The sequence below is a fragment of the Variovorax sp. P1_H2 genome (assembly GCF_056405295.1).
In genome coordinates this window covers 1-20,789 of sequence record NZ_JBFUCJ010000077.1, presented here as the reverse complement: position 1 = coordinate 20,789, position 20,789 = coordinate 1, and the positions used below count along the sequence as shown (strand labels likewise).

At 67.9% G+C, this 20,789-nt stretch carries 17 protein-coding genes and 1 pseudogene; 10 read left to right on the top strand and 8 right to left on the bottom strand.

Annotated features, from left to right (window positions below):
• Positions 1 to 64: 64 nt before the first annotated feature.
• Entirely contained in the window at positions 65 to 2,815 is a 2,751-nt protein-coding gene (locus AC1D2E_RS23290) for an AMP-binding protein (RefSeq protein WP_478199609.1), read from the bottom strand.
• An 84-nt stretch (positions 2,816 to 2,899) separates the two neighbouring features.
• Complete coding sequence (locus AC1D2E_RS23285; protein WP_478199597.1) at positions 2,900 to 3,139, bottom strand: ElaB/YgaM/YqjD family protein; 240 nt, start codon at positions 3,137 to 3,139, stop codon at positions 2,900 to 2,902.
• A gap of 202 nt (positions 3,140 to 3,341) precedes the next feature.
• Here AC1D2E_RS23285 and AC1D2E_RS23280 point away from each other — a divergent pair, with 202 nt between their 5' ends.
• From AC1D2E_RS23280 to AC1D2E_RS23270, 3 genes are all read left to right on the top strand, one after another.
• Positions 3,342 to 5,330, top strand: a complete 1,989-nt coding sequence (locus AC1D2E_RS23280; RefSeq protein ID WP_478199596.1) for an erythromycin esterase family protein — start codon at positions 3,342 to 3,344, stop codon at positions 5,328 to 5,330.
• A 33-nt stretch (positions 5,331 to 5,363) separates the two neighbouring features.
• Positions 5,364 to 5,972 carry a dienelactone hydrolase family protein gene (locus AC1D2E_RS23275; RefSeq protein ID WP_478173487.1) on the top strand — a complete coding sequence of 203 codons (609 nt, stop codon included), beginning with the start codon at positions 5,364 to 5,366 and terminating at the stop codon, positions 5,970 to 5,972.
• 329 nt (positions 5,973 to 6,301) lie between these two features.
• Positions 6,302 to 6,835, top strand: a complete 534-nt coding sequence (locus AC1D2E_RS23270; RefSeq protein WP_478199595.1) for a CBS domain-containing protein — start codon at positions 6,302 to 6,304, stop codon at positions 6,833 to 6,835.
• 143 nt (positions 6,836 to 6,978) lie between these two features.
• Here AC1D2E_RS23270 and AC1D2E_RS23265 read toward each other — a convergent pair whose 3' ends face one another.
• Entirely contained in the window at positions 6,979 to 7,269 is a 291-nt protein-coding gene (locus AC1D2E_RS23265; protein ID WP_478199594.1) for a hypothetical protein, read from the bottom strand.
• A 207-nt stretch (positions 7,270 to 7,476) separates the two neighbouring features.
• Here AC1D2E_RS23265 and ppsA point away from each other — a divergent pair, with 207 nt between their 5' ends.
• The 5 genes from ppsA to AC1D2E_RS23240 all read left to right on the top strand — a co-directional run bounded on the left by ppsA (position 7,477) and on the right by AC1D2E_RS23240 (position 12,566).
• Positions 7,477 to 9,927: a phosphoenolpyruvate synthase gene (gene ppsA / locus AC1D2E_RS23260; RefSeq protein WP_478199593.1), complete on the top strand. Its 2,451-nt coding sequence runs from the start codon at positions 7,477 to 7,479 to the stop codon at positions 9,925 to 9,927.
• Positions 9,928 to 9,987: 60 nt separating this feature from the next.
• Positions 9,988 to 10,692, top strand: coding sequence for a phosphoribosyltransferase (locus tag AC1D2E_RS23255; protein WP_478199592.1), 705 nt, complete (start codon positions 9,988 to 9,990; stop codon positions 10,690 to 10,692).
• A 129-nt stretch (positions 10,693 to 10,821) separates the two neighbouring features.
• A complete protein-coding gene (locus tag AC1D2E_RS23250) occupies positions 10,822 to 11,007 on the top strand; it encodes a DUF2188 domain-containing protein (protein ID WP_478199591.1) in 186 nt (61 codons plus the stop codon).
• Entirely contained in the window at positions 11,004 to 11,498 is a 495-nt protein-coding gene (locus AC1D2E_RS23245; RefSeq protein WP_478199590.1) for a hypothetical protein, read from the top strand. Before AC1D2E_RS23250 ends, AC1D2E_RS23245 begins: the two co-directional genes overlap by 4 nt.
• An 18-nt stretch (positions 11,499 to 11,516) precedes the next feature.
• Positions 11,517 to 12,566: a hypothetical protein gene (locus AC1D2E_RS23240; protein WP_478199589.1), complete on the top strand. Its 1,050-nt coding sequence runs from the start codon at positions 11,517 to 11,519 to the stop codon at positions 12,564 to 12,566.
• On the opposite strand, the gene AC1D2E_RS23235 is transcribed toward AC1D2E_RS23240, so the two are convergent.
• From AC1D2E_RS23235 to AC1D2E_RS23225, 3 genes are all read right to left on the bottom strand, one after another.
• On the bottom strand, positions 12,492 to 13,529 hold the full coding sequence (locus tag AC1D2E_RS23235; RefSeq protein WP_478199588.1) for a ribose-phosphate diphosphokinase: 1,038 nt from the start codon (positions 13,527 to 13,529) through the stop codon (positions 12,492 to 12,494). The two genes, AC1D2E_RS23240 and AC1D2E_RS23235, sit on opposite strands and share 75 nt — an antisense overlap.
• An 11-nt stretch (positions 13,530 to 13,540) precedes the next feature.
• Entirely contained in the window at positions 13,541 to 14,725 is a 1,185-nt protein-coding gene (locus tag AC1D2E_RS23230; RefSeq protein ID WP_478199587.1) for a thiolase family protein, read from the bottom strand.
• Between the two features lie 108 nt (positions 14,726 to 14,833).
• Positions 14,834 to 17,146 carry an FAD-dependent oxidoreductase gene (locus AC1D2E_RS23225; RefSeq protein ID WP_478199586.1) on the bottom strand — a complete coding sequence of 771 codons (2,313 nt, stop codon included), beginning with the start codon at positions 17,144 to 17,146 and terminating at the stop codon, positions 14,834 to 14,836.
• A 182-nt stretch (positions 17,147 to 17,328) separates the two neighbouring features.
• Here AC1D2E_RS23225 and AC1D2E_RS23220 point away from each other — a divergent pair, with 182 nt between their 5' ends.
• Together AC1D2E_RS23220 and AC1D2E_RS23215 are read left to right on the top strand one after the other, a co-directional pair.
• Positions 17,329 to 17,769 carry a host attachment protein gene (locus tag AC1D2E_RS23220; protein WP_478199585.1) on the top strand — a complete coding sequence of 147 codons (441 nt, stop codon included), beginning with the start codon at positions 17,329 to 17,331 and terminating at the stop codon, positions 17,767 to 17,769.
• Positions 17,770 to 17,967: 198 nt separating this feature from the next.
• Positions 17,968 to 18,390 (top strand): Hsp20/alpha crystallin family protein, encoded by a 423-nt coding sequence (locus AC1D2E_RS23215; RefSeq protein WP_478199584.1) that lies wholly within the window; start codon positions 17,968 to 17,970, stop codon positions 18,388 to 18,390.
• 205 nt (positions 18,391 to 18,595) lie between these two features.
• Here the strand turns inward: AC1D2E_RS23215 and ftsH are convergent, their stop codons facing one another.
• Complete coding sequence (ftsH, locus tag AC1D2E_RS23210) at positions 18,596 to 20,494, bottom strand: ATP-dependent zinc metalloprotease FtsH (RefSeq protein ID WP_478199583.1); 1,899 nt, start codon at positions 20,492 to 20,494, stop codon at positions 18,596 to 18,598.
• 7 nt (positions 20,495 to 20,501) lie between these two features.
• A pseudogene (locus AC1D2E_RS23205) lies at positions 20,502 to 20,789 on the bottom strand (hypothetical protein); the annotation flags it as partial.

The following is a 20,789-nucleotide window of genomic DNA, read 5'->3' as shown; positions in this document are numbered from 1 at the left end:
CTCCTGGCGCGCAGTCTGCGCGGCGGCTTCGGCCGCCCCCTTGCGCCAGATCAACAATCGCGGCTCATCCCGAAGTCACAGGCTCCGCACAGCCCTGGGCGATCTGCTCGCGCGCCCGGTCGCGCAGACGCACCGCGTCCGACCAGCTGTCTCCCTCGGCGCCCAATGGCTCGTGCACCTGAACCGAGATCGGGCTGCGGCGCGGCCACCACGATCCATCGCGCAACACCGATCGCGTGCCACGCAGGCTGACCGGCACGACCTTGACGCCCGCCTGCGCCGCGGCGACGAAGGCGCCCATGTGGAACGGGCGCAGGCCGGGCGCTCGGGCGAGCGTGCCTTCCGGGAAATACACCAGGCTTTCGCCCTCCTTGRCCGCCTGCACCAGGCGCCTGGCGTCTTCGACGCTGGCGTGCACGTCGTCGCGCTCGACGAAGCGCACACCCATGCGCTCGAGCATCCACTTCAAGGGCGCCGACTGTGCGAGCTCTCGCTTCGCCACGAGGCATGCCCGGGCCGGCAGGACCGCGGTGAGCAGCAGCCAGTCGAGGTAGCTGGCATGGTTGGACACGATGATCCAGGGGCCGCCGACCAAAGTCGCGGAACCCTCGACATGGATCGGCAATCCGCAAACTCGCAAGCCGACCCGCGCGATGGCACGCGCGATCCGCTTGCGCAGCGCCTGTGCGGGCAGCAGTGCCGCGGCTGCCGCCAGGGCGGCCCCGACCCCGAACACCGCCCACAGCCAGCCGGCGAAGAGCGCGGACGCAACCTGCCGCACCGGTTCGCGCACGCGCCGCTGCAAGGCGTCGAGCCACAGCTTCGCCAGCTGCCACGCGACGCCGGGCCGCGACTGGCCAAGCTTGCCCTGCTCATACAGGCTGCGGCACGCCGCGCGCCGGATCTTTCCGCTGGAAGTCTTGAGGACCGCGTGCGGCGGGGCCAGCACGATGTCGTCGGCAGGCAGGCCCAGCACCTCGATCGACAGTTGCGCAATCCGGTCGCGCAACCCTCCCCGGGCCGCCGGCGCCTCCAGGCGGGTCTCCGCCAGCACGACGACGCGCTCGCTGCGGCTGTGTGGATCGGTGGCCCCGAACACCGCGACGCAGCCGCGCCGGACACCCGGCAACGCACTGACCACTTCCTCGAGGTCATAGGGATGGATGTTGTGGCCGCCCCGGATGATCAGGTCCTTCACCCGGCTGGTGAGGAAGATCTCGCCATCCACGACATAGCCGACGTCGCCCGAGTCGAGCCAATCGCCTTTGAACAACGCCTTGTTGCCCTCGGGATTGCGAAAGTAGCCGGTCGTGGCCGAAGGCCCACGGAACTCGATCCGGCCCTCCTGCCTGTCGGGCAGCTCCGCGCCGTGCCCGTCCACGACGCGCAACTCGTGGCCAGCCAGGGGCATGCCGCAGCCGACCACGCGCATCGCGTCCGGCCGCTCGGTGTCGACCGGCTCGGCGCGCCCGTCGTCATGCAGCGCCCGCCGATCGATGAGGTCGATCCTGGGCCCGCGGCCCAGCGGCGGAAAGGCCAGGCCGACACCGCTTTCGGCGAGGCCGTAGACGGGCATCATCGCGCGCCGGTCGAAGCCGAATCGTTCGAAGCGTTCGCGGAACATCGCCAGCGTCGTCGCGTGCACCGGCTCGGAGCCGTTCATCGCGGCTCGCCAATGGCTCAGGTCCAGGCCCTGCAGCTCGTCGTCCGGCACCTTCGTCGCGAGGATCTCGTACGCGAAGTTCGGCGCCGCGCTCAGCGTCGCGCGGTGCTCGCTGATCGCGCGCAACCAGCGCGACGGCCGACCGAGGAAGGCCTGCGGTGACATCAACACCAGCGGCGCGCCGTGGTAGAGGCTGCCCAGCCAGGCGCCGATCAGGCCCATGTCGTGGTACAGCGGCAGCCAGCTCACGAAGACGTCGCCGGGCCCCGCCTTCACGGCCTGGCCCATGGCCCGGATGTTGGCCAGGAGATTGGCATGCGTCAGCACGACGCCCTTGGGTTGGCCGGTGCTGCCCGACGTGTACTGGATCAGGGCCGTGTCCTGGGCGCCGCGCACCACGGGGCGCCACGATCCGCCCGGCGCGCGCAGTCGATCCACGGTCAGCACCGCGCGCAGGTCGGGAGCGCCCGCTCGCAGGATGCGGGCCGCCGGCAGCGCGCGCTCGTCGCTGATCAGCAGCACCGCCTGCGCGTTGGCCAGGATGTGTGCCTGGCGACGCAGGTGATCCTCGATCTGCGAGGCGCGAAACGGGGGGTAGATCGGGACCGGGACGCCGCCCGCCAGCAAGATGCCCATGAAGCACTCCAGGAACGCCAGGCCGGTGGGCAACATCAGCGCAACCGCCTCGCCGGGCGCAACGCCCTCGCGCTGCAGCGCCGCAGCCATCGCACGTGCGTGCTCGAGCAATGCGGTGTGGTCGAGTTCCTGCGGCGCCTGGTCGTCTCGCAACAGCACGGCATGGCGCCGCGCGCCGGCCCTGTCGGCATGCCATTGCAGGACATCCAGCAGTGTCTGCGCCCGGTACGGAATATCGGCGCCGATTCCGAGCGGCGCCGAGCCAGCCGCGGCGGGCGTGGCAGGACGGGTGCTGCTGCGCGGCGGGGCCGCGGCCAGCGCGCGCAACAGGTCGCGCGGCGTCTGCGCGGCCTCCATCGCGCCTTCGGGCATGCGCACGTCGAACGCCTGCTCGAGCCGCAGCATCAGTTCCATCCGCGCCAGGCTGTCTATGCCAAGCATGCGCTGCAGATCATCGTCCAGATTCGGTGGCGCGGCCTCATCGCCGCGCAGTTCATGCAACAGCGCCTGGATCACCGACGTCAAGCGCGCCGGTGTCACCTCGGGTCTGGCCGACGCGGCCGGCCTGACGGCAGTGTCCGACACGCGAAAAAAAACGCCTCAACGTCGCGTGGCGAGGAAGCCGATGACGAGGCCCACGGCCGCCGCGATGCCGATGGCGCTGTAGGGGTGATGGTGCACGACCTGGTCGGTGCTTCGCGCCGCATCGCGTGCCTTGTGCAGCGCATTGCCCTGCAGGTCGTCGAGCAGCGCACGAAGCTTGTGAAGGGTCTCGCTCATCACCGCTGGAGAGCCGAATTTCTGCTCCGGCGCCCCGAGGTTCTGCGTCGTATCGTTCATGGATCGGCCTTTCGTGGATGGACTACCGGTTGAAGGATGCTTTCATCGTAGGCACGGCAACATCGCGGCCCTTGACCTGCATCAAGGGGCAAAGCCCCTCCTCTTGCGCGTCCCGGCTCCGTGCGACGTGGCAGGCGTTTGAGCCAGCGCAAACCAGCGCTTGAAGTCCGGAATCAAACTGTTCCGGGCAGCAGGAGACATCTTGTCGAACATCGACTTCGGGCGGCTTCGCGTCGCCATGGTGGAGGATCAGATTGCAGGCCGGGGCGTGCGCGCCAAAGAGGTGCTCGAGGCGATGCGCGCAGTGCCTCGCGAGGTCTTCCTGCCTGCGCCGCTGCAGGAGTTCGCCTACGAGGACGCTGCGCTGAAGCTCGACGGGGAGCGAACCCTCCCTCAGCCCTATCTCGTCGCGCTCATGGCCGAGGCGCTGTCGATCGGGGGGCATGCGAGGGTCCTCGAGATCGGCACCGGATCGGGTTACGCGACGGCCGTGCTCTGCCGGCTCGCCTCCAGGGTCTACAGCGTCGAATCGAACGCCGCATTGGCGGCGAAGGCGGCGGCCATCCTGCACAGCCTGCGATGTCCGCACGTGCAGATCGTGCACGCCGACGCCAATCGGGGCTTGCCGGAGCATGGGCCCTTCGACGCGATCTTCGTGAATCCGGACGGTGCGGAATTCATCGGGGCGCTGAAGCCCCAGCTTGCGATCGGTGGACGCATGGTGGTATCGGCTGGCACCGATCCGGCCGTTCGGGAACTGATTCGCCTGACGCGCACAGGGCCCGACCTCTACGCGATCGAGGACATCGCGGATGTCAGGATCGCACCGCTGGACAGGGATGCCGTGCGGTTTCGGACCCGTGAGGAAAGGCAGCCCCCGGCCGGATCGGCGGACGCGCGCCTGGCGGAGGCCATTGCGGGCGCGTGTGAGCGGTTCGAGGCGGTTGAATCCGCGGAACTGGCGCCTTTGCTCGATCGCATCGGCGACGCCCGCGTCGTGCTGCTCGGCGAGGCGACCCACGGCAGCTCGGAGTTCTATCGGATGCGCGAGCGCATTTCGCGCGAACTGATCGAAGGCAAGCACTTCGACTTCATCGCCATCGAGGCCGACTGGCCGGATGCGGCCCGCATCGACCGCTACGTGCGCCATGCCGGTCACCGCCCTTCGCGATGGTCGGCCTTCGCCCGGTTCCCGGCGTGGATGTGGCGCAACCAAGAAGTCCGCACTTTTGTCGAATGGCTTCGCGCCCGCAATGCCGGGCTCGCCGAGGGCGACCGGGTCTCATTCCATGGCCTCGACCTCTACAGTCTCTACAACTCGATCCATTCGGTGGTCGGCTACCTGGAAGACGTCGATCCCCCCACGGCGGGAATTGCCCGCCGACGCTATGGATGCCTGACGCCTTGGCAGTCGGACCCGGCCAGCTACGGCCATGCGGCGCTGAACGACCGGTATCTCAGTTGCGAGCCCGAAGTGGTCGCGATGCTGGGCGACCTGCTGATCCGGGAGCAGCGCTACGCCTCGCAGGACGGCGAGCGCTTTCTCGACGCCGTGCAGAACGCCCGCCTCGTCGCCAATGCGGAGCGCTACTACCGCTCGATGTACTACGGCTCGCGCGCTTCCTGGAACCTGCGCGACAGCCACATGTTCGAGACCCTGCAGAGGCTGCTGGACTATCACGGACCGCAGAGCAAGGCCATCGTCTGGGCGCACAACTCGCACGTCGGCGATGCGAGGGCCACCGAAATGTCCCGGCGCGGCGAGCACAACATCGGGCAGCTGTGCCGGGTCGAGTTCGGCGCCGGCGCCTGCCTGATCGGATTCGGGACGCACACCGGAACCGTCGCGGCCGCATCCGACTGGGACGGGCCGATGGAGGTCAAGCCGGTGCGCGCCTCGATGGCCGGAAGCTACGAGCGCCTTTGCCATGAATCGAAGGTCGCGAACTTCATCCTGCCGCTGCGCGGTCCGGCGTCCGGGGAGGTGGTGGCAGGCTTGTCGCAGCCACGGCTGGAGCGTGCCATCGGCGTGCTCTACCGGCCCGAGACCGAATTGCAGAGCCACTACTTCCAGGCCGTGCTCACCCGGCAATTCGACGAGTACATCTGGCTGGACCAGACTCGCGCCGTCACGCCGCTCGGAACCGAGACGATCGAGGGGCTGCCGGACACCTACCCCTTCGGACTGTGACCAAGGAGGCCTCTCTTGCCGAACCTCATCCGGATGGCCATCGGCCCGAACAAGCTCGAAGGCGAACTGTGCCTGGTCGAGCCGCCGCGCGGCATCGTCGTCTTCGCGCACGGCAGCGGCAGCAGTCGCCGCAGCCGCCGCAACATCCAGGTCGCCCGCGCACTGCAGCGCAGGGGGCTGAGCACCCTGCTGTTCGACCTGCTCACCTCCGACGAGGCCGAGAACCGCGTCAACGTGTTCGACATTCCCTTGCTTGCGCAACGGGTGATGGACGCGCTCGATGCCTTGTCCTCCCACAACCGGCCCATCGGCCTGTTCGGTGCGAGCACGGGTGCGGGCGCCGCGCTGGTCGCCGCGGCGCAGCGCCCGGAGCTCGTGCAAGCCGTCGTCTCGCGCGGCGGGCGTCCCGATCTCGCCGGCGACGCCCTGGACGCGGTTCTGGCGCCGACCCTGCTCATCGTGGGCGGGTCGGACACCGAGGTCCTGGCGATGAATCGCGCGGCCCTCGGGCGCCTGCGCTGCGAAAAGTGTCTCGAGGTCGTGCCGCGCGCCACGCATCTCTTCGAGGAGGCAGGCGCCCTGGAGGTCGTCGCCGGGCTGGCCGGCGCATGGTTCGTCGAGCACCTTCATCCCATCGCTTGAAAGACACGGGCATTGCCTTGATCCAAGTCAAGCCCTTTCGCGCAAGCGCGACTACAGTGAACAAACCAATGGAGGCTTGGCGAAACACCCAGGTGCCGGAGGTGAAAAGTGAGGGTTCCCCCGCAGGGGGAGTTCGCGGCATCAGCCCGATGTCGTGGAGTGAAGGCAACCTCAGACCGCTCGCGCGCCACGGCGCAAAGGTGGGGACCTTCACCGAGGCCCGCCGCTCTGCAAGGGATGGCGGGCCTTCTCTTTTCAGTTCGCCTCGTGCGCAGGGGGGCGGGGTGGCTTCGATGCGCATCAGTGTTCCATCGTTGAAGGAGATTCGAATGAACATCGGTTCCATCTGCACGCGGCGCCTGGTTGCCGTGGACAGCGCCAGCACCCTGGTCCAGGCCGCGGGCCTGATGCGCGATCAGCATGTCGGCGCGCTGATCGTCACCAGCCAAACGCCCGAAGGCGACTGCGTGACCGGCATCGTCACCGACCGCGACCTGGTGGTCGATGTACTGGCGCGCGGCCTGAATGCCAACGGCATCCAGGTCGGCGAGCTGGCCAGCGACAAGCTCGCGAGCGTGCCCGAGGAGGCCGACGTCTCCGCCGCCATCGCCGTGATGGAATCCCATGGCGTCAGGCGCGCGCTGGTGATCGACAGTGCCAAGCATGTCACCGGCATCGTCTCGCTGGACGACCTGATGGACGAATGCGCCAAGGAGCTCGCCGGCCTGGCGAGGGTGATCCGCAGCGGCATCCAGAGGGAAGTGGCAGAAACGAACACCGCCCCGCCCGCGCCGAAGCCCCTGCCCTTGCGCTTCCCCGTGACGGGCACGGCCGGCTGGAGCTCCGTCCCGGCGCCGCATTGACCGACTTCATGACGCGGCCCCCAAAGCCAGAATCATGTACCAACGCATCCTCGTACCCATCGACGGCAGCGCGACCGCCGAACAAGGCCTGCATCGACGCATCCGCGTGATCCTTGCTGTCGAAGCGCTCGAGCGGCAAGCGCTCAAATGACGGCATCGATCGCCGGGAACGCCGGAAACACGAAGTCGCCCACCTCCAGCATCACGGGTTTCACGGGGTCCTCGCGGTAGTGCCGCAGCGCCGCCGCCTCGATCGCATCGAAATGACTCCGGCAGGCGTCGACGAGGCTGTCCCCGCCGCCGTGTGCTCCGAATACGTCGCGCAGGGCATCTTCCGATATCTCGGCCACGACGCGGAGGCCGGTTCTTCCCTCGGGGTAGATCGCGAACAGAACACACGCCCTATCGAAACAATAGATCGCATCGCTGCTCATGGCTCATCTCCTGCTATTCGACAACATCAGCCTGGCGCCAACAAACACTGTCGTACCGACTCGGCGACAAGGTCTTGCTTCAGATCAACAAATCCGCATTGAGCCGCTGCGGCGAGCGGCTTGCGCGAGATCAAGATCGTTCGAGGGAGTCGGGCTTAGCGTCGAATCTGTTCGGGCGCAGTCGCGCTCTGGCACAAGGAGACGCTCATGCCCGCTGACGCGATCCATATCCGCTGGTTCTCCGAACTCGGTGCGGATGATGTGCCGATGGTGGGAGGCAAGAGCGCATCGCTCGGGGAGTTGTTCAGCGCCTTGCGCCCAGGCAGCGTTCGCGTACCCAACGGATTCGCGATCACCGCGGACGCATACCGCCGCACGCTCGAGGCTGCCGATGCGCTGCCGCGTCTCAAGGAAGCCCTGGCGGGCCTGGACGTCGAGAACGTCGACGATCTGGCCCGGCGGGCACGGCTTGCGCGCGAGATCGTCTATTCGGCGCCTTTGCCCGACGACGTGGTGCGCGAGATCCGCGCGGCCTACGCGCAACTGCGCACGGAGTATGGCGCCGACATGACGGTGGCCGTGCGCAGTTCCGCCACCGCCGAGGACCTCCCGACCGCCAGCTTCGCCGGGCAGCACGAGTCCTTCCTGAACATCTCCGGCGAGGCGCGCCTGCTGGACGCCGTTCGCCTCTGCTTCGCCAGCCTGTTCAAGGACCGCGCCATCGCCTACCGGGTCGACAACGGCTTCGACCACTTCAGGGTCCTTCAGTCCGTGTGCGTGATGCAGATGGTGCGTTCGGATCGCGCCGCCAGCGGGGTCATGTTCACGCTCGACACCGACAGCGGATTCCGGGATGTCGTCTTCATCACCGGCGCCTACGGGCTGGGCGAGAACGTCGTCCAGGGCACCGTGGACCCCGACGAGTTCTATGTCTTCAAGCCGACCCTGAAGCTCGGCCACCGCACCGTCCTGCGGCGCAAGCTCGGCAGCAAGGAGATGCGGCTGGTGTATTCGAAGGCCGCGGGCCGCGAGACGACCTGCAACCTGCCCACGCCCCCGGAAGACCAGGCGCGCTACTGCATCGGCGACGCCGACGTGCTGGCGCTGGCCGAGGCGGCGGTCGCGATCGAGGACCACTACAGTCGCCGCGCAGGGCAGCCGACTCCGATGGACATCGAATGGGCCAAGGACGGGCTCGACGGCCTGATCTACATCGTTCAGGCCCGTCCGGAGACGGTGGCATCGCAAAAGCCGCTGAATCGCGTCGACGAGTACCGCCTCGATGCACCGCCCCGGCCGCTGCTTGCCGGGCGGGCCGTCGGCTCGTCGATTGCGACCGGCAAGGCGCGCGTCGTCTCCGACGTGCTGGCGCTGGGGCAGTTCAAGCCCGGGGAGGTCCTGGTCGCCGACACCACGATGCCGGACTGGGGCACGGTCATGAAGATCGCGGCCGCGGTCGTCACCAACCGCGGCGGACGCACCTGCCATGCGGCCATCGTGGCGCGCGAACTGGGCATCCCCGCGGTCGTCGGCTGCGACGGTGCGACGGCCACGATCCGCACGGGCGACCCGATCACCGTGTCCTGCGCCGAGGGCGCCGAAGGCCACGTCTACCCGGGCGCGGTACCGTTCGACAAGACCAGCGTCGAGCTGTCGGCGCTCGCACGCCCGCAGACGCATCTGATGGTCAATCTGGGCAATCCCGACAGCGCTTTCCAGACGGCCTTGCTGCCCAACGACGGCGTCGGCCTGGCACGGATGGAATTCATCGTCGCAGAGCACATCAAGGTCCATCCAATGGCCCTGGTGCATCCGGAGAAGGTGGACGATCCGGCGGTGCGCGCCGAGATCGCGCGGCTCACGCGATCCTTCGATCGGCCGGCGGACTATTTCGTGCGCGAACTGTCCGAAGGCGTCGGCATGATCGCCGCGGCCTTCTATCCGAAACCGGTGATCGTCCGGATGTCCGATTTCAAGACCAACGAGTACGCCAGCCTCCTCGGCGGCAGTGGGTTCGAGCCGAAGGAGGAGAACCCGATGATCGGATTTCGGGGCGCCTCACGCTACACGCACCCGGCCTATGCGGAGGGCTTCGCGCTCGAATGCGCCGCCATGAAGCGGGTCCGTGAAGAAATGGGACTCGTGAACGTCAAGCTGATGATCCCGTTCTGTCGCCGCATCCAGGAGGCCGAGCGGGTGCTCGACGCGATGGCCACCCACGGCCTGCGGCGCGGCGTCGACGGCCTGGAGATCTACGTGATGTGCGAGATCCCGAACAACGTGATCCAGATCGACGCCTTCGCCCGTCTCTTCGACGGCTTCTCGATCGGCTCCAACGACCTGACGCAGCTCGTGCTGGGGGTCGACCGCGACTCCCGCATCGTGGCCTTCGACTTCGACGAGCGCGACGACGGCGTGCAGGCCATGATCCGCCAGACCATCGAGGGCGCACGGCGCAACGGCCGCCACGTGGGCATCTGCGGCCAAGCGCCCTCGGACTACCCGGACGTCGCCGCACACCTGGTCGAGCTCGGCATCGATGCCATGAGCGTGACGCCGGACACGCTGCTCAAGATCACCCGCGACGTCCTCGCCGTCGAAAAACGGTTGGGGCGCCTGCCCCGGGCGCAATGCGAAACGACACGGCACATTGCCTGAAGTCCCTGCAGTGCGACCGGACAAAATTGAAGCCTCGAGAACATCCAGGAGCTTGACACCATGCGCTTCGCAGATCGACACGATGCCGCCGAAAGGCTCTCGCAGGCGTTGCAGTCATGGCGAGGCCACCACCCATTGATTCTGGCCATCCCTCGCGGCGCCCTCGAAATAGGCAATCTTCTTGCCCATCGGCTGGAAGGTGAACTCGACGTCGTTCTCGTCCGAAAGCTGAGGGCGCCATCGTCGCCGGAATTCGCCATCGGCTCGATCGACGAGAGTGGCTGGGCGTATGTCGCTCCGTACGCTCGATCGGCTGGCGCGAGCGAGGCCTACATCGAAGAAGAAAAGCGCTGCCAGCTGGACCTCCTAAGGGACCGGCGCAGGCGGTATACGCCCGATCGGACTCCGATCGAGGCAGCAGGCCGCATTGTCATCGTGGTCGATGATGGCCTTGCGACCGGCGCCACAATGATGGCCGCATTGCACGCAGTGCGTGCGCGCAAGCCTGCCAGGCTGGTCTGCGCAGTACCGGTCGCTTCCGCTGAAAGCCTGGACCTGGTGCGCCCCTTCGCCGATGAGCTCGTGTGCCTGCAGGTTCCTGAGGACTTTCAGGCGGTCGGACAGTTCTACCGATCGTTTGGACAAGTCGAGGACGAAGACGCGATCCGACTGCTGAGCGAGGCAAGCGCCCGATTTCGCCCACCGACGCAGTCTCCGTGTCACAGCGCGGGGGCCGTCTCGACTTCCACGAAGGGATTTCCGTGACAACCAACGCACAACGCCGAAGCGACGTAGCGGGGCCGTCGAAGATCAGGGCAGGAGATGGAGCATGAAACTCTTGAAGCGCATCAAACCTGAGCAGTCGCAAATCTTGGTCATGACGCGGAGCAATTGATGCCCTGGACACCCGATCGCTACCCCGCCTCGATGCGCCGTTTGACGCCTGTGGTGCGGCTCAAGGCGGTCGAGATCGCGAACGCGCTGCTCGCCGAGGGCTGCGATGACGGCAAGGCGATCCGGATCGGCATTGCCAAAGCGAAGCAATGGGCGCTGGGCCTGAATGCGAGGACTCGGCGATGACGGCCCTCCTGACCGATCCGTACCAGCTCACGATGTTGCAGGCCTATCTCGAGGAAGAGATGACGGCCACGGCCGTCGTCAAGCTGATCGAGCTCGTTCCCGCGCTGCGTCGGGACGGCATCGCACCGGCCGGCGTGCGCATCGACAGCGACGGCGTGGCGCGCCGCAAGCGGTCTGAAGGCAAGGCAACCTGGCCCGGCATCAAGCAGGTGGTCCGACAACTGGGCGCCGACGGTCGCATCGAACGCGATGTTGTGCAACTCGACGACGAGCCTCGCCGGGGCGAGGCCCTCCTGTGCCCCTGCATGCGCGGCGGCTGGCGCGTCAGCTCGTCGCCGACTCTGCAGGAATCGCGGGCCTACCACGTGCACCAGATCAGCCTCCTGCCGGATGCTGTGCGCACCCTGCAGCCGGCCTCGACGCCGGTCGGCGTGGACATATCGCCGGCAAGCCGCGCGCTGGCGCAGCAACTGAATGCCGCGCCCCATTGAACGCCCCCAGGATCACGCATGGAAACGCCCGAGACCATGCCCGGCACGGAAGACCGGTTGCGCTGCCTCGAGGCGGTGCTCTCCCCAGACGGCTCCAGCGGTGCCGTGCGCCGCATCGAGACCCACATGTCCTGGGTCCTGATCGGCGAGCGGCAGGTGCTGAAACTGAAGAAGCCGGTGCGCTACCCCTTCCTGGACTTCTCCTCGGTCGAGGCGCGTGAACGCAATGCCCGGCAGGAGATGCGGCTCAACCGGCGGTTGGCGCCGCAGGTTTATCTCGGCCTGCTCGCCCTGAGGATGAACGGCGGGGCGCTTCGCGCCGTGTCCGAAGACAGGCTGTCGGAGACCGGCGGCAGCATCGTCGACTGGATCGTCGTCATGCAGCGGCTGCCTGCGGAACGCATGCTCGACCAGGTGATCGGACGCGGCGAGCTGCGTCCGGCGGACATCGACGCCATGCTCGGGATCCTGGTTCCCTTCTACCGCAGCGCAGCGCGCGCGCGGGTCGACGAGTCCGACTACGTCCAGCGCATGCGCGACGAACTGGTCGCCAGTCGCAGGGTGCTCGAGCGCCTGGAATTCGGCCTGCCCCGGGTGCGCGAACTGATCGACCGCGCAGACCACGCCATCACTCAACACCAGGGCCTGCTGCGCCGGCGCGTCGCCGACGCCCGCATCGTCGACGGGCACGGAGACCTGCGGCCCGAGCATGTCGCGCTGGTCCAGCCACCGGTCGTGATCGACGCCCTCGAATTCGACGATCGGTTGCGCGAGGTCGATCCCTTCGACGAACTGTCCTACCTGGGACTCGAATGCGCGATGTGCGGGGATCCCCTGGTGGGACCGCAGCTCCGGGCGGGCCTGAGCTCGGGGCTGCAGGACACGCCCGCGCCACAAATCCCGATTCTCCATACGGCGCTGCGCGCGTTGCTGCGCGCAAGACTGAGCGCCGCGCACCTGCTCGACCCCGAAGTTCGCACGCCGTGCAAGTGGCTACCCCAGGCCTCGCGCTACCTGGCCCATGCCGACGCTGCCCTCGACCTCCTGGAGCGGCACGTGAAGGCCTGAGCCACGGTGCGCCCATGCCGCGTGGCTCGTGCTCACCGCTTCGGCGAACTGCGGTACGACCGAAGCGATTTCCAGTTTGTCGCGAACCGGCCCGCTCTCCGGCAGCCGGAACGGCGGCACGCTGTCGGTGACGATCAGCCGCGACAGGTCGTCGGACGCCAGCGTCTGCGCCGCGCTACCGACGAAAAGACCGTGGGCCGCGAATGCGACCACCGCCCTGGCACCGGCCCGACGGAGCGCGGCGGCGCCGAGCTGCATGGTGTTGCCGGCGGCGATCAGGTCGTCGAGCAGGAGCACCGTCGCGCCGGCGACGTCACCCGCGACCAGATGCCCAGTGCTCAGCACGCCGGCGCTGCGGCGCTTGTCGAGCATGGCAAAACGCACCGGCTCGCGCAATTCGTCCTCCAGCGCCTCGCGCCACAGCAGCGCCCGCTTGACGCCCCCCGGGTCCGGCGAAGCCACGGCCACCGGCCCCTGTCGCGCAATCGCCTGTGCGATCGAGCGGAAGGCGGGGTGAGCGGCCAGGTGGATCGTAGGACAGCGGAAGGCATTCTGGAATGCGGCGACGTTGTGCGCTTCGAGCACGATGATCTGCGCCATGCCGGCCGATTCCAGCCATTGCGCCACGTAGCGCAGTCCCAGGGGGTCATGGGGCTTGGTCCGCAGGTCCTTGCGCGCGTAGGCGAGGTAGGGAACGACTGCAGTCACGCGCGCGGCGCCATGGTCCTTGAGTGCCCCGATGAACATCAGGAGCCGGCAGATCTTGTCGTGGGGACTGTCCTGCGGACCGCCATGCAGTCCGGCCACCACGTAGGCATCGGCACCCCGGGGATCGACCAGCGGCCGCAGCTTGCGCTCGCCATCGTCGAACACCCGCTCCTCGTGCGGCGACAGCGGGACGCCCAACGCACCGGCAAGTGCGCTTCCGAAGGGATCGGCGGGCTCGAGCGAAAAGACGAGCATGCCGCGGGGACTCAGAGCGACTCGATCGCCAACGCGATGCCCTGGCCGCCGCCGATGCACAGCGTGACGACACCGCGCTTGAGACCGTCGCGGGCCATCGAGTGGATCAGCCGTGTCGCCAGCACCGCGCCGGTGGCGCCGATGGGGTGGCCGTGCGCGATGGCGCCGCCCTCGACGTTGACCACCTCCTCCGGGAACCCGAGCTCGCGCAGGCACGCCAGCGTGATGGCGGCAAAGGCCTCGTTGATCTCCACGCGCTGCACGTCGCCCGCCGACCACCCCGCGCGCGCCAGTGCCTGGCGCACGGCCGGCACCGGGCCGAGGCCGAAGAACGCCGGCTCGACGGCGCCGATCCCGTAGGACACCAGCCGCGCCATCGGCTTGAGGAAGTTCTTCTCGGCCCATTGATGCTCGGCCACGAGCATCGCCGCGGCGCCCGAGTTCAGGCCCGGCGCACTGCCGGCGGTGATGGTTCCGTCTTTCCGGAACGCGGGCTTCAGCCGGGCCAGCGACTCGGCCGTGGTGTCGGGACGGTTGTGCTCGTCCCTGGCGAAGCGCTCTGTTCCCTTGCGCGTCGGCACCTCGACCGGCGCGATCTCGGCCTCGAAGAAGCCGGCGGCCTGCGCCGCCGAGAAGCGCTGCTGGGAGCGAAAGGCCCAGCGATCCTGATCCGCGCGGGAGATGCCGCGGGCCTCCACGAGTTCCTCGGTGTGCCAGCCCGCATGCTGGCCGCTGAACGCGTCGTTGAGGCCGTCGTGCAGCATGCTGTCGAACAGCGTGACGTCGCCCATGCGCGCGCCCCATCGCCCCTGCGGCAGCAGATAGGGCGCTCGGTCCATGTTCTCCATGCCGCCGGCGATGGCGCAGTCGACCATGCCGGACCAGACCTCCAGCGCAGCGCYGACGATCGCCTGCGCACCCGAGCCGCAGACGCGGTTGACCGTCAGCGCCGGTACCTCGACCGGCAATCCGGCCGCGATGCCGGCCTGGCGCGCAGGATTCATCTTCACGCCCGCCTGGATCACGTTGCCCATCACCAGGGTCTGCACCTTGTCGACAGGCAAGCCGGACCGGCTGAGGGCTTCCCGCACGGCCACCGCACCGAGGTCGGGGGCAGGCACGTCCTTGAGGCTGCCACCGTAGGTTCCGATGGCAGTGCGCACGGGATGACAGAGAACAATGTCGCGCGAGGTCATGGGTCACTCCTGGATTCGATGTCCCCACAGCCTAGGCGCGCGACCGGCCGGGTGCCTTGATACCCGTCAAGCCGACGATGCGCGCTTGCGTTGCAGCCGGCCGATGGCTCAGCGTCGAAGCGGCGGCGTTCGGCGCGCCGGCGGTCCCGAAGCTTCCAGCACCCGCATGGCCTGCGCGTGGCCGTCCATGATGTGGGCGCGGATCGAGGCCAGCGAAAAGTCGAAGTCGCCCGAGGCCGGCTCGTCGGCCGCGCCCTCGCGCACGATGCGCGTGATGTCGAGCGAAGCCTCGGCCCCCATCAGCTCCATATAGCGCGGCTGTTGCCGGACCTGCGCCGCCACGGCTGGCTCCACCCGATCGAGGATCTCCTCCACCAGCTTGCGAAAGTCGCTCACGATCGCCTCTTCGGTGCTGGTGCGGCGCACGCGCTCGGCGTAGGCGATCTCGTCGCGCCGCATGAAGACATCCATCATGTTCCGGGGCAGCGGCCTGTGGGTTGCGAACAGGTCGACGACGAAGATCTGCTTGCCCGACGCGCCGCAACGCTCGACGACCAGCTCCAGCGGCGAGTTGCTGACGATGCCGCCGTCCCAGTAGTGCCGGCCCGCGATGGTGGTCCAGGGCAACCCGGGCGGGAGGCTGCCGCTGGCGACGACATGATCGGCCGTGAGTTCGTCCACGTAGCTGTCGAAGATCCTGAGTTCGGCGCTTTCGACATCCACGGCGCTCATCAGCAGGCGCACCGGGCTCGCGTGCAGGGTGCTGAAGTCCACGTAGCGCCCGAGCAGCACCTTGGCGGGAGCCGAATCGTAGAACGAGGTCCAGGTGACGGCGTCGAGCAACAGGTTGTTCGGCGGCATCCAGCGCGGCCGGAGAAAGCCCGGGACGCCCCACGCCAGGGCCGATGCGGAGGACAGCAGCCGCCGCCCGCGCTCGTCAGGCAACGCCGGCGTCATCATCGCGAGGTCGTGCCAGAACGCCTCCAGGGCCTGCGCGRCATGCTGCGGGTGAGACGCGATGATCGCGCCGTTGAAGGCGCCGATCGACACGCCGGCAACGACATCGGGGTGAATTCCCTTCTGCTCGAGCGCCTGCACGACGCCGCACTCGAAGGCGCCCATGGCGCCGCCGCCTTGCAGGATCAGCACCGTCTGGCTCGGGATCCGCGTCAGCGAGAAGCTCGGATCGGCCAGCCTGGACCGAAAGCGGCCGATGTGGGTGCGATAGCGGATCAAGGCCCTGATCGCGTGCGTCTCGCTCGCGGGTCGCCCGGAGGTGAACAGTGCCCGCGGGACCTCGTCGCGCAGGTACATCAAGGCCCAGCTGCGGGCGTCGGGAGACCCGATCTCGAGGTGCTCGGTGGCGCCGTCGGGCAGGCCCAGGAACTGGAAGCTGGTGTCGAACACGTCGCAGAAGAAGGTCGAGACTTCGTCGTAGGGCAGGCCCTGCCCCAGCATGTTCCTGGCCGCGAGCCTGCCCTGCTTGACGGCATTGTCCCAGTGCTCGACACGCCGGCGGACCCCGAAGACGGGATCGGGGAACGCGGCCACGTCGCCGGCCGCGAAGACGTCGGGATCGCTCGTGCGCAGGTGGTCGTCGACGACGATGCCATCGCCCGTCAGGATGCCGCTGCCGGCAAGGAAGTCGATGTCCGGCGTCACGCCAATGCCGGCGACGACGAAGTCGCAGCGCAGCCGACGGCCGTCGGAGGTTCGCACCGCCTCGACCCGCTTGCCGCCCTCCAGCGCCACCACCCCGGCGGCCAGCACTTCGACGCCGTGCTCCGCATGGCGCTCGCGGAAGAAATGGCTGATGGAGGGTGCCCGGAGCGAGGTCAGGACCTCGCCCTGCGGCGCCAGCAGCGTGACATGGAGACCCTTCTGCTTCAATGCCGCGGACACCTCCATGCCGATGAAGCTCGCCCCGATCACCACGACCCGGTGGCCCTTTCGAGCCGCCGCGTGGATGGCCAGGGCGTCCTCGATGTTGCGCAGGTAGTGAATGCCCGGCAACTCCGCGCCGGGCACGGCCAGGTGCACCGGCCTGGCGCCGGTGGCGATCAGCAGCTTGCCGTAGCGCAGGGCGCCCGCAGGGTCGGTGAGGACGAGGTGATCGCGCGGCTGCAATGCGATCGCCCTCGTCCCGCGCAACACCTCGATGCCATGGGCAAGGCAGTCGGCCTCCTTCAGCACCAGGGGCGGCTCGCGCGGCCCGTCGGATAGGAGAATGCGCTTCGACAACGGGGGCCGGTGGTAGGGAAGCCGGCTCTCCGCGCCCACGATGACGATGGAGCCCTTGGCCCCCTCGATGCGCAGCGCCTCGGCCGCGGTCGCGCTGGCCAGGCCGCCGCCGACCAGCAGGAAATCGACCTCCCTCGCGGCATGGTGGATCTCCACCGGGAGTTCATTGAAGGCCGGCATGCAGGCAATGCTAGGGATCACGGTCCGAGCCCGCTTGATCTGAGTCAAGGCATCCGGCGGAGTGCAACTGCCGCGCTGCCGGCGAACGATTGCAGCCAAGCTGTTGCGCCCCTTTTTGCGCTGGCGCAAACTCCTCTTGCAGGGGGACGCGCACCATGAAATTTCGTTGAAGGAGAATTGACATGAAGCAGCAGTGGGTCCTTGTTGCCAATGCGTCGCTGGCGCGGATTTTCAGCCGCGAGTTTCCATTGGCCTCGTTGGTGCCGTTGGAGACCCTGACCCATGAGGAGAGTCGAATGCGGCGCAGCGAACTGGGAACGGACCGGCCCGGCCGGGAAGCCACGGACAACAGCTACGGCGCCGTGCGCTACGAGCCCCGCACCGACGCCCGGCGCAAGGAGCTTCATCATTTCGCCTGCGAAGTGGCCGACCGACTGGAGCAGGGGCTCGCAGCCCGCAAGTTCGAATCCCTCGAGGTCTGCGCATCGAACCCCTTCCTCGGTGAACTCCGGGCCCGGCTCAGCGATCCGTTGCAGAAGAAGATCAGCCTGGAGTTCAACGCCGACCTGACCTCGTTGGGCCTGGCCGAGATCGAAAAGCGCCTGAAGGAGGCGCGGCCCTAGCCATCCAGCGGCGCTCCTGCGCTCCCACGCCAGAGCGCGGGCCGCTGACGTGGGTCAAGACAGGATGCGGTCGAAGGGCGCGATTTGATCCCGCGCAAAACCTGCGCCAGCGCGGCTCCTAGACTGAAGATTCGATCTCGCAAACCCAGTTCGAAAGGCAGCGGGTCGATCATCTTTCATCCACCTGGAGTGATTCACATGAACGCCTTGACCCGCCTCGATCGAATCGACAACCTGTTTCCCGAAATGTTCCGTCGCTGGGCCCGTCCGATGCAACTGCTCGATGACAACACACTGCCATCGGACATTCGCGTCGACATCAGCGAGAACGAAAAGGAATATCTGATCAGCGCCGAGATGCCGGGCGCGAGGAAGGACGACATCCGCGTCTCGATCGATGGGAACTATGTTTCCATATCCGCCGAGATCAAGAAGGAACAGGAAGAGAAGCACGGGCGCTCGCTGGTGCGCGAGACCTATCACGGTTCTGTGTCGCGCGGCTTCACGCTGGCCACGGACGTCGACGACAAGGCCGCGGTCGCGAAGCTCGAGGACGGCGTGCTGCGCCTCACCCTGCCCAAGCGCGAAGGCAGCGGCAGCCGCACGGTGAAGATCCAGTAGCCAGTGCGCATGGGTGGCGAGCTTGGGCAATGCCCGCCGCTTCCGAGGAGCCCTCAGCGAGAAGACGATGGCTCCGCGGGCCGATGCTGCTCGGCCGGCGCCACCCCGGGAACTCGACCCCGCTCGTTTCGTCTCAAGGATCTCCTCGCGGATGCGATGCACCAGGTAGCTTGCGCTGCTCAGGTGGCCGACGGCCACGAAGATTTCAAACCGTGAGTCGATCGGGTCGTTGCGCAAGCGCAAGCCCGGCTTCCGCGCCGCCGCTGTCCGTGGGCGCGTCGCCCGGCGGTTCGATCGCCTCGACCAGCGCCAGCAATTCGGACTCCTCGAGGGTTTCCTTCTGCATCAACGCACGCACGCAGCGGTCCAGGGCCTGGCGACGGTCGCGCAGCAGTTGGACGGCATGCCCGGTTGCCTGCTCCAGCAGGGCCTGCACGGCATCGTCGATGCGCTGGGCGGTCTGACTGCCGGCGGCGGCGGAGGTGGTCGTGGCCACCGAATCGACAGGTGCCTCCAGAAACGGCGAGTGCCTCTCGGCATAGACCACCGGGCCCAGGCCGTTGTCCATCCCGTAGCGCAGCACCATGTCGCGCGCCAGGTTCGTCGCCTTGACGAGGTCGTCGGCCGCGCCCGTGGACGGTTCGCCAAAGACCAGCAACTCGGCCGCGCGGCCGCCCAGCAGCACCGCGAGCCTGTCGAGCAACTCGCCCCTCCGCAGGAGGTGCCGGTCTTCCGACGGGCGCTGCAGCGTGTAGCCCAGTGCGCCGATGCCGTGCGGGACGATCGACACCTTGTGCACCCTGTCGACGCCGGGCAGGGCCAGCGCGGTCAGGGCATGGCCGAGTTCGTGCGTGGCGACCAGTTCGCGCTCGCGCGGACCGAGGATGCGGTTCTTCTTCTCGATGCCCGCCACGATCCGTTCGATCGCGCGGGTGAAGTCCGACAGCGTCACGGCGTCGCCGTTGCGCCGCGTGGCGACCAGGGCCGCTTCATTGACCACATTGGCCAGGTCCGCGCCCGCAAAGCCGACGGTCAGCGCGGCGATCTGGTCCAGATCCACGTCGGCAGCCAGGCGAACCTTCCTCGCGTGCACCTTCAGGATCGCCGCCCGCCCAGAGCGGTCGGGCCGGTCGACGAGAACCTGGCGATCGAAGCGCCCGGCGCGCAGCAGCGCCGGGTCCAGTGTCTCGGGCCGGTTGGTTGCGGCGAGCAGCACGACGCCCACGCTCGGATCGAAGCCGTCGAGTTCAACCAGAAGTTGATTGAGCGTCTGCTCTCGTTCGTCCTGTCCGCCTGCCAACGGGAAGGCGGTGCGGACTCTGCCGAGCGCATCAAGCTCGTCGATGAAGATGATTGCGGGCGCATTGGCGCGGGCTTGTTCGAAGAGGTCGCGCACGCGTGCCGCGCCCACGCCGACGAACATCTCGATGAACTCCGAACCGCTGATCGAGAAGAAGGCCACGCCGGCCTCGCCCGCCACCGCACGCGCCAGCAATGTCTTGCCGGTACCGGTAGGCCCCATCAGCAACACGCCCTTGGGCATGCGCGCGCCCAGCCGGCCATGCTCCTTCGGGCTCTTGAGGAAGTCTACGATCTCCTGCAGCTCCGCCTTGGCCTCGTCGACCCCGGCAACGTCGTCGAAGCGCACCCCGGTGCTCTTTTCCATGTAGATCTTCGCTCTGCTTTTTCCGATCCGCAGCAGGCCACCGCCAAGGCCCCCGCCCGCGCGGCGGGCGACCAGACTCCACAGCCCGAAAATCAACAGCCCTGGAACGATCCATGACAGCAGCGCCTGTAGCCAGCCCGCGCTGCGCACGCGCTCGTATGGTATGCCGAAGCCGGCGAGGTGATCGGCGACCTGGGGCTCCATCATGGTCGCCATCACCGACCGCTTGCCGCCGGTCTCGGGAACCTTGAGGCGGCCGCTGATGACCGAGTCGCCGACCGTGACGTCTGCGATCTTGCCGTCACGCAGCAACTGCTCGAAGGCGCTGTAAGGCACCATCTCGATACTGCGACTCTGCTCCCAGTAGTCCCATGCGACCGCGCCCAGCGCGATCGCCAGCAGCACGGTCCCGAGATGCGGCTGCGCCCACTTCTTCATGTCGCGATCAGGGCCGCGCGCCGCCGCCCGGCACCAGAACCACCGGTGGGCCCGAGGGTGACTTGAATCCATAGAAGCGCTCGTTGAGGTGGCGCGTGACGGCAACGATGTCCTCTTCGCTCCAGTTCAGCGCGCCCACGGCCTGCCAGCGTGCCACCTGCGCCTGCAGGCTGTTCCAGTCGGTCGCCAACCTGCGGTCACGCCAATGCACCTGCGTCGTGTGGCAGGCGATGCAGTGCGTCGTGTACAGAAGTTCGCCGCGTGTCTGGGCACCGGCCACGGGGCCGAACACGCT